Source organism: Streptomyces sp. NPDC002265 (genome assembly GCF_040296125.1).
Classification (GTDB): domain Bacteria; phylum Actinomycetota; class Actinomycetes; order Streptomycetales; family Streptomycetaceae; genus Streptomyces.
Genome location: NZ_JBEOWS010000674.1, coordinates 1 through 1726, shown reverse-complemented (window position 1 = coordinate 1726; position 1726 = coordinate 1). Strand labels below are relative to the sequence as shown.

The 1726-nt window shown below is 77.8% G+C and carries 1 protein-coding gene; it reads right to left on the bottom strand.

The features are described 5' to 3' along the window. Window positions 1–100: 100 nt before the first annotated feature. Window positions 101–1726: SUKH-4 family immunity protein (locus ABT085_RS46175; protein ID WP_351623193.1), on the bottom strand; the 1626-nt coding region annotated here is incomplete at its 5' end.

The window sequence follows — 1726 nt, the reverse complement described above, 5'->3', positions numbered from 1 at the left end:
GCCGCCGCGGCCCCAATAAACCGCCACGAAAAATGGGGGGGGCCCCGGGCCCCCCCCCGGGCCCCACCCCCTGCCACGCTTCAGCCGACGTCCGCCCCCGTCAGAGCAGCCCGTCCCACATCTGCTCCAGCAGCACCGACCACCAGCTCTCCGGCGAACCCAGCGCCGCCGGGTCCAGCGAGGCCAGCTGGCTCTGGAAGTCGACCGTCCAGCGGCCCGCCTGTTCCTGGTTCAGACCGAAACGCAGCCGCCACATCCGGCCGAGCAGCGCCAGACAGCGCGCGAACTCCGGCAGCCCGGTGTTGACGAACTGCGGCGGCACCGACGCGCCGCCCGGCCCCGCCTCCACCGGCACCGCGACGATGTTCGCCGTGCCGTACTGCACACAGATCGCCTTGCCGAAGTCGCTGCCCATCACCAGGTACGAGCCCGCGTCGGGCGCCGGCCGCACCCCGCGCTCCTGCGCCAGCTCCGCCAGGGTCGGCACCGGCCGTCCCGGCTGGGCCTGCGCCCAGAAGAACGGGCCCATGTCCGCAGGCAGACCCGCCACCACCAGCGTGTGCGCCACGACCGGCGGCACACCCTGCCGGGACACCGCGGCCTGCTCGAACCGGAACACGCCCGGCCCGAACGCCGCCGCCAGCTCCTGCGCGATGCCCTCCGGCGCGATCGGCGGCGTGGGCTGCACCGGCGGCAACGGCGCCCGCACCGGCGCCGGACGCGCCGGACCGTCCGCGACCTGGTGCAACTCTCCCTGATGCGCCAGCAGTTGCTGCATGCCCTGCTGCCGGCTCGCATGATCCGTGCCGTACGGCGCGATGCTCGCGATCCTCGCCTGCGGCCACTGCTCCCGGATCATCCGCGCGCAGTACGCACCCGGCAGCTCGCACGACTCCAGCTCGGTGTGCAGCTCCAGCACCTGCCCCGGCGGCACGTTCATACCGCGCAGCTCGTGGAAGATCTGCCACTCCGGGTGCGGGGTGCCCGGCGCCGAACGCCGGATCAGCTGCTGCTCGGAACCGTCGTGCGCGCGGTAGCGCAACACGGCCTGATAGCCGGGACCGACCGTCGGCTGGGCGCCGGGCGGCGGCACCGGCGGACCCGACGGCACCGCACCGGGCGGCACGGCGCCCGGCGGGACCGGGCCGGGCGGCATCGGCTGCGGAACCCCCGCGGGCGCGCCGGGCACACCGGGGGCAGGCGGCGGCGGGTACGCGGCGGGGGCACCCACCGGGGGCGCCGCCAGCACGGTCTCCGCATGGTGCACCGCACCCTGCGGCCCCCCGGCGGAGGCCGGACCGCCGGGAGCACCCGGCGGGTTCGGCGCGAACGGCGCACCGGGCACACCCGGAGGCTGCGGCGCGCCCGGAACACCCGCGCCCGGCCGGCCGGGATCGGCCAGCATCGTCGCGGCGTGAGGAGCCCCGCCACCGCCCGGAGGCGTACCACCGGGCACGCCCGGCGCGCCGGGCGGGTTCGGGGCGGCCGGCGCCCCAGGAGGCCCCGGAGGCTGCGGCACCCCGGGCCCCTGGGGTCCGTCGGGCCCGAGCGCCGACACCAGCTGCGTGGGCACATAACCGCCCGCACCCGGACCGGCCGGCGCGGGAGGCGGCGTACCGCCCGGCCGCGCGCCCGGAGCACCCGGGAGCCCCGGCGGATGCGGCGGCTCACCTCCGCCTCGCGCCCGACGCGGCGGCGCCGCCTTGCTGGTCGCGGCGTCGGCGTT